This window comes from Hansschlegelia beijingensis, assembly GCF_045505405.1.
Lineage (GTDB): Bacteria > Pseudomonadota > Alphaproteobacteria > Rhizobiales > Methylopilaceae > Methylopila > Methylopila beijingensis_A.
On the sequence record NZ_JBJKEX010000146.1, the window covers coordinates 1 to 7,032 of the forward strand.

Below are 7,032 nucleotides of genomic sequence, written 5' to 3' on the forward strand. Positions count from 1 at the left end.
ATCGGGCCGGCGCTCGCCTCCGCCCAGGCCCTCGGCCCCGGCTGGTGGATCGGCGGGGGCCTGCTCGGCGCCTTCATCGTCGCGTCCATCGCCTTCGTGGTGCCGCGCCTCGGCGTCGGTCCGGCGATGGCCTTCGCGATCGCGGCTCAGCTGATCACGGCGGTCGCGCTCGACCATTTCGGGCTGCTCGGGACCGAGCAGCATCCTCTCGGCGCCGCGCGCGCTGCAGGCGTCGTCCTGCTGGTGGCGGGCGCGCTGCTGATCCAGTTCTTCTAGGCGTCCGCCAGGACGACAGGGCCGTGGACGTCTCGCTTTTCGATTTCGAGCTCCCCGAGGAGCTGATCGCCCTCCGGCCGGCCGCGCCGCGCGACGCCGCACGCCTATTGGTCGTGCGGCCCGGCGGGTCGCCCGAGCTCGAGGATCGCCGCGTCTCGGACCTACCTGCGCTGCTCGCTCCCGGAGACGCCCTGGTGGTGAACGCCACCCGGGTCATCCCGGCCCGCCTGCGCGCGCTGCGTCGGCGAGGAGAGGCGGCTGCGCGCGTTGAGCTTCTGCTGCACCAACGGCTCGACGCCGCCCGCTGGCTCGCCTTCGCGCGGCCGGCGAAGAAGCTCGTAGTCGGCGATCGCGTCACGATCGGCGACGACCTCGCCGGGGGGGCCTGTCTGCTGGGCCGCCTGGACGCGACGGTCGAGGCGCGAGGCGAGGGCGGGGAGGTGACGCTCGCCTTCGACCTCGCCGGGCCCGATCTCGACCTCGCCATAGCGTCTGCGGGCGAGCTGCCGCTGCCGCCCTACATCGCCGGCCGCCGCCCCACGGACGAGCGCGATGCGGCGGACTATCAGACCGTCTTCGCCCGCGAACCCGGCGCCGTCGCGGCGCCGACCGCCGGCCTGCATTTCACCCCCGAACTGCTGGCGGCGCTCGACCGCCGCGGCGTCGCCCGCCACGAGACAGTGCTGCATGTCGGCGCCGGCACCTTTCTGCCGGTGAAGGTCGAGGACACCGACGATCATCGGATGCACGCCGAAACCGGCTTCCTCGACGCGGCCACGGCCGAAGCGCTCAACGCCGTCCGCGACGCCGGCGGCAGGATCGTGGCGGTCGGCACGACCGCGGCGCGCTTGCTCGAGAGCGCTGTCGGGGACGACGGCCGCATCGCCGCCTTCTCGGGCCAGACCGACATCTTCATCACCCCCGGCTTCCGCTTCCGCGGGGTGGACGCCCTGCTGACGAACTTCCACCTGCCGCGCTCGACCCTGATGATGCTGATCTCCGCCTTCGCCGGGTTGGACGTCGTGCGGCGGGCCTACGCCCACGCCATCGCCGAACGGTACCGGTTCTATTCCTACGGCGACGCCTGCCTGTTTCTCCCGGAGCGCCGCGCGTGAGCCGCATCCCCTTCCACGTCAACGCCACCGAGGGCGCGGCGCGCGTCGGCGAACTGGTCTTTCCGCGCGGGACGATCCGCACGCCCGCCTTCATGCCGGTCGGGACCGCCGCGACCGTGAAGGCGCTCTATCCCGAACAGGTACGAGCGACCGGCGCCGACGTCGTGCTCGGCAATGTCTATCACCTGATGCTGCGCCCGGGGGCGGAGCGCGTCGCCTCGCTCGGCGGCCTGCACGCCTTCATGCGCTGGCCGCACCCGATCCTGACGGATTCCGGCGGCTTCCAGGTCATGTCGCTCGCCGCGCTGCGGAAGCTCGACAAGGACGGAGTGACCTTCCGTTCGCATCTCGACGGCTCCACGCACCGCCTGACGCCGGAGCGCTCGATCGAGATCCAGAGCCTTCTCGGCTCCGACATCGCGATGCAGTTCGACGAATGCGTGCGGCTGCCTGCGCCGCGCGCGGAGATCGAACGCGCCATGTTGCTGTCGCTCGACTGGGCCGAACGCTCCAAGGCCGCCTTCGGAGCGCCCGAGGGGCGGGCGCTGTTCGGGATCGTGCAGGGCGGCGACGACGCGGCGCTGCGCAGCTTCTCCGCCCGCCGGCTGGTCGAGGTCGGCTTCGACGGCTACGCGGTCGGCGGGCTGGCGGTCGGCGAGCCCCAGGCCACCATGCTCTCGGTTCTCGACGATGTGGTTGCGGAATTGCCCGGCGGGCGGCCGCGCTACCTCATGGGGGTCGGCTCTCCGGACGATCTCCTCAAATGCGTCGCGCGCGGCATCGACATGTTCGACTGCGTGATGCCGACCAGAGCGGGCCGCCACGGCCAGGCTTTCACCCGCTTCGGCAAGATCAACCTGAAGAACGCCCGCCACGCCGACGACCCGCGGCCGCTGGACGAGGAAAGCGACTGCCCCGCGCTCAGGGATTATTCGCGCGCCTATCTCCACCACCTTGTGCGCTCGGGCGAGATCCTCGGCATGATGCTGCTGAGCTGGGCCAACGTCGCCTATTATCAGCAGTTGATGGCCGGCGCGCGGGAGGCGATCGCGGTCGGCCGCTTCGCCGATTACGCAGAAGCGGCGCGCGCCGGCTGGGCCGGAGGCGACAGAGCGCAACTGGCGACTTGAGATAGTTTTTACCCTCGCGAGTTGAGCCGGCTTTCCATCCGCCGCTCGCGCCTAGGTTCCTACGTACGCAGTCGATCAGGTTGCGGCGAGAGCTTGCCTCAGCATACTTCCGCGACGAGGCGAGCCCGCGGGCGTAGGGAACAAGACGTCCATGGCCGAGACGAAGACGGAAGCGACCGGGGCCGGCGCCGAGGCCCTGAAGCAGGTGCTTGGGGAACTGCGCTCCGCCTTCGGCCTGCTCGCGATCTTCAGCATCGCCATCAACCTGCTGCTGCTGGTTCCCTCTCTTTACATGATGCAGGTCTATGATCGCGTCCTGAGAAGCGGCGTGGTGGAGACCCTGATCTACGTCACGCTGATCGCCGCGGGGGCGATCGCGGTCTACGCGGCTCTCGAGGCGCTCCGTCTGCGCGCGCTCGCCAGGATCGGCGAGTGGATCGAGGACACGCTGTTCGAGCCGGTCTTCGCCGCCGCGCTGACCGCCGAGCGGGGGCTCATCAAGACTTCGGGCGCGCAGGAGGGCACGCCGTTCACCGACCTCAGGACGGTGCGCAGCTTCCTCTCCGGACCCACGTTGCCGTCGCTCTGCGACATCCCCTGGATGCCGATTTTCCTGCTCGGCTGCACGCTCATACACCCGTATCTTGGCCTGCTCGGACTGGTGTTCTCCGTCCTGATCGTCGCGCTGGCGGTGCTGAACGACCGCGTCACCAAGCCCGCAGCGGAGCGTGTCGCCAAGGGCCAGCAGGAGGCGCAGCGCGTGCTGGCCGAAGCGGCGCGGAATGTCGACAGCGTGTCCGCGATGGGGCTCGGCCGTCCGCTCGCGGCTCAGGCGAGCCAGGTGAACGCCGCCGCGACCCTGACCCTTGGCGCCGCCGCCGATCGTGGAACGGTGATGATCGGCGCGGGCAAGTTCCTGCGCGTCGTCGCGCAGATCGCGACGCTCGCGCTCGGCGCATACCTCTCACTCCAGGGGCACATCACGCCCGGCGGGATGATCGCGAGCTCGATCCTGCTGTCGCGCGCGCTGGCGCCGCTCGACCAGTCGATCGCGGCGTGGCGCGGCCTGCAGCAGTGCCGCATGGCGTGGCGCCGGATCTCCGCGCTGCTCAACGCATCGGGCGCGGCGATCGACGATCCGATCGCGCTGCCGGCCCCCGAAGGTCGGCTGAGCATCGAGGGCGTGACGGTCGTCGCAGGAGGCGGCAAGGCCATCCTCGCCGGGGTCTCGCTCGCCATCACTCCCGGCGAGAGCGTGGCGTTCATCGGGCCTTCCGGCTCCGGCAAGAGCACCCTGTGCCGCGCGATCGTCGGCAGCCGCGCGGCGACGCGGGGCGTCGTCCGGCTGGACGGCGGCGACATCCTGCTGTGGCGCGATGACCAGCGCCGCCGCTATGTCGGATATCTGGCGCAGGGCACGGAGCTGTTCTCAGGCCGCGTGCGCGACGTCATCGCCCGCTTCGACGAGCCGGACGATGAGGCGGTGGTGGCCGCGGCGAAGCTCGCCGGCTGCCACGATCTCATTCTCGGGCTGCCGCAGGGCTACGACACCCATCTGGCGAATGGCGGCGCCATGCTGTCGGGCGGGCAGCGCCAGCGCGTGGCGCTCGCCCGCGCGGTCTACGGCGAAACCCGCCTAGTCGTGCTCGACGAGCCGAACGCCAGCCTCGACGGAGAAGGCGAGCGGGCGCTGGTCGCCTGTCTCGCCGCTCTGAAGCAGCGCGGCGTCACGGTGGTGCTGGTGACCCACAAGCCGGCGCTCGCGCATCTCGCGGACCGCGTCGCGGTGATGCAGAACGGGCAACTCGTGAAGGTCGGCCCGCCGACCGAGATCCTGCGGGAACTGGTGGCGCCGGTGCCCTCGTCGGATGTGCGCTCCATTCCGGGGGCTGCCCGATGACGGCTTCGACGACGGCTCCGCTCCCGCCGCGTCCTGCGCGGCTCGCGGTGCGGCTGCGCGGGGTGGCTATCGCGGGCGGCGTGGTGATCGTCGGCTTCATGGGCGGCTTCACCGTGTGGGCCGCCACCGCGCCGCTGGCCGCCGGGGCGGTTGTTCGCGGCGTGGTCGGCCCCGAGGCCAGCCGCAAATCCGTCTCCCACCTCGAAGGCGGCATCATCAGCGAGATCCTGGTGAAGGATGGCGACTACGTGAAGCGCGGCGAGCCGCTGGTCACGCTGCAGCGGGCCCAGGCTCAGGCCATCGCCGGTCAGGTGCGGGGGGCGCTGTCCCGTCGCGAGGCCGAGGCGGCGCGTCTCGCCGCGCAGCTGGCCGGGTCCGATCAGATCGATTTCTCGACGGCGCTCGCGGTGGCGGGCGACGACCCGCAGTTCGCGACGTTCCTGAACGGCCAGCAGCGGCTGTTCGAGACCTCGGTCAAGGGACTGCAGGAGAAGCAGGACCTCCTGCAGACGCAGATCTCGCGGCTGCGCGCCGAGGTGGAGGGCGCCCGCGCGCGCATCAGCGGCTCCGAGGACCAGCGCGCGCTGGTGGACGTGCAGATCGCCGACACGCAGGGGCTGCTGGAGAAGGGCCTCGCCCGCAAGCCGCAAATGCTCGACCTGCAGCGCCGCAGGTCGGAGCTCGAGACCGAGGTTGCGACCCTGAAAGCGCAGATCAAGCGCTCGGAGATCGAGGCGGTCGAAAAGCAGATCACGCTTCAGAACGCGGGCACGAGCTATCTGAACGACGTTTCCGCCGAACTCGCGAAGGCGCGGGCGGAGATCGCCGGCATGCGGGCCAAGCTGGCGGCGAGCGACGACGTGCTCACCCGCACGCAGGTGCTCGCCCCCGACACCGGCTATGTGCTGAACCTTCAGGTGAAGACGGTGGGCGGGGTGGTGAAGGCGGGTCAGGAGATCCTGCAGATCGTCCCCACCGAAGGCGACCTCGTGATCGAGGGCAGGGTTTCGCCGCAGGAGATCCGCAGCATCGAGGCCGGCCAGGCGGCGCGGGTCTCTTTCACCACCTTCCCCATGCGCGACATGCCGATGATACCGGGCCGCGTCGTCAAGGTGGCGGCCGACATCATCACCGATCCGCAGACCCGCGAGAGCTTCTACACGGCCCAGGTCGCCGTGGACCGCGCCGCCTTCGGCGCCTACGCCAATCCCGCCGACATGAAGCCGGGAACGCCGGTCGAAGCCTATGTCGAGTCGAGGAAACGGGTGGCGATGGAGTATTTCATCGAACCGGTGGTGCACTCCTTCCGGAAGAGCTTCCGGGAGCAGTGACGCGGCGGCGACCGCCCTCGGCCGGCGGTCTCACCTCGTGAGGAACCAGGTCTCCTGCTGGCGGTTGTCAGAGGGAGACCGCCGCCACGCGCGGCCCTTCCGAGGAGCGCACCAATGACGACCAATTCCGACATCGATCGCGTCTGGCGCCTCGTGGACGAGATTCGCGTCTGCATGCTGACGTCCAAGCAGGGCCGCGCGCTGCGCGCCCGTCCAATGCACGCCATCGTGGATCGCGAGGCCGGCGAGGTCGCCTTTCTGACGGACGCGCGGTCGCACAAGGACGACGAGATCGCCGCGGACCCGGAGGTGTGCCTTGCCTTCGCGAAGCCCGGCTCCAACGACTACGTGTCGATCTCCGGGACCGCCGAGGTGAGCGACGATCGCTCGGCCATCAAGGCGCATTGGTCGGAGATGGCGAAGACCTGGTTCCCGGACGGCCCCGACGACCCGAACATCCGTCTCCTGAGGGTCACCCCGCACTCGGCGGAGTTCTGGGAGGGCGTCTCCAACCCGTTCGTGGTGGCGTTCGAGATCGCGAAGGCACGAGCGAAACACGAGCGGCCCGATCTTGGCGAGGCCGGCAAGGTGGCCCTCGGCTGACGCCCCGACCGCGCGGAGCGCGGCGGCCGTGGAGATCAGCCGCGCATCCGCCGCTTCATGATTGAGGAGGCCCAGATGGGACCCAATGTGCCGAACCCGCCGATGCCAGGCGAACCGATCAGCCCGCCCACGCCGCAGGAGACGCCGGTCCAGGATCCAGACATCGTACCGAATCCGGAGCCGGCTATCGATCCGTCGATTGATGAGCCAGGGGAGCCCCCGGCGGAGCCGATCATCAACCCGCCGATCTGATCGGACAGGTGGTGAGCGCGCTGGGACTCGAACCCAGGACCTGCAGATTAAAAGAAATTGACCGGCCTAATTATATCAGTGACTTAGCAGTCTCACGGCCGGCGATTTTGGGTGATTTCTGAGAAAAGTCTCGCGCTCAGAGCTTCATCCCCTGCAGCTCGAGCCAGACTGCAGCTTCGTTATGGCTTCGCCGGCTATGCCTTCGTCGAGCTCGAGGTAGTCCTTAAGGATGGTGTGGATGCCCCTTAAGAGAATGCCCGGTGATGGCCGCGATCTGCGGCAGGGTCGCTCCGGCGCGCGCGAGCCATGTGACGGCGGTGTGTCTTCGCGGGGCTCGGCGAAGTGGGCGTGAAGGCGGGGGGCGGGGTGCTCTGCGGCGACACAGGGCGCGGCGATCACGCGGGCCGTCGCCTTGCGGGCCTGCC

The 7,032-nt window shown here is 69.9% G+C and carries 7 protein-coding genes; all 7 read left to right on the plus strand.

Features of this window, described 5'->3' with window-relative positions:
* The coding region (locus ACIKT0_RS10455; protein WP_407105289.1) for a DMT family transporter at positions 1 to 276 on the plus strand (276 nt) is incomplete at its 5' end.
* 23 nt (positions 277 to 299) lie between these two features.
* Entirely contained in the window at positions 300 to 1,391 is a 1,092-nt protein-coding gene (queA, locus tag ACIKT0_RS10460; RefSeq protein ID WP_407105290.1) for a tRNA preQ1(34) S-adenosylmethionine ribosyltransferase-isomerase QueA, read from the plus strand.
* Positions 1,388 to 2,521, plus strand: a complete 1,134-nt coding sequence (gene tgt / locus ACIKT0_RS10465) for a tRNA guanosine(34) transglycosylase Tgt (protein ID WP_407105291.1) — start codon at positions 1,388 to 1,390, stop codon at positions 2,519 to 2,521. The genes queA and tgt overlap by 4 nt, the downstream gene beginning before the upstream one ends.
* A 151-nt stretch (positions 2,522 to 2,672) precedes the next feature.
* On the plus strand, positions 2,673 to 4,421 hold the full coding sequence (locus ACIKT0_RS10470; RefSeq protein ID WP_407105292.1) for a type I secretion system permease/ATPase: 1,749 nt from the start codon (positions 2,673 to 2,675) through the stop codon (positions 4,419 to 4,421).
* The gene (locus tag ACIKT0_RS10475; protein ID WP_407105293.1) at positions 4,418 to 5,752 is read left to right on the plus strand and encodes an HlyD family type I secretion periplasmic adaptor subunit; all 1,335 of its coding nucleotides are present in this window, start codon (positions 4,418 to 4,420) and stop codon (positions 5,750 to 5,752) included. The genes ACIKT0_RS10470 and ACIKT0_RS10475 overlap by 4 nt, the downstream gene beginning before the upstream one ends.
* 114 nt (positions 5,753 to 5,866) lie before the next feature.
* Positions 5,867 to 6,355, plus strand: a complete 489-nt coding sequence (locus tag ACIKT0_RS10480) for a pyridoxamine 5'-phosphate oxidase family protein (protein ID WP_407105294.1) — start codon at positions 5,867 to 5,869, stop codon at positions 6,353 to 6,355.
* A 75-nt stretch (positions 6,356 to 6,430) separates the two neighbouring features.
* Positions 6,431 to 6,607: a hypothetical protein gene (locus tag ACIKT0_RS10485; RefSeq protein WP_407105295.1), complete on the plus strand. Its 177-nt coding sequence runs from the start codon at positions 6,431 to 6,433 to the stop codon at positions 6,605 to 6,607.
* Positions 6,608 to 7,032 lie beyond the last annotated feature (425 nt).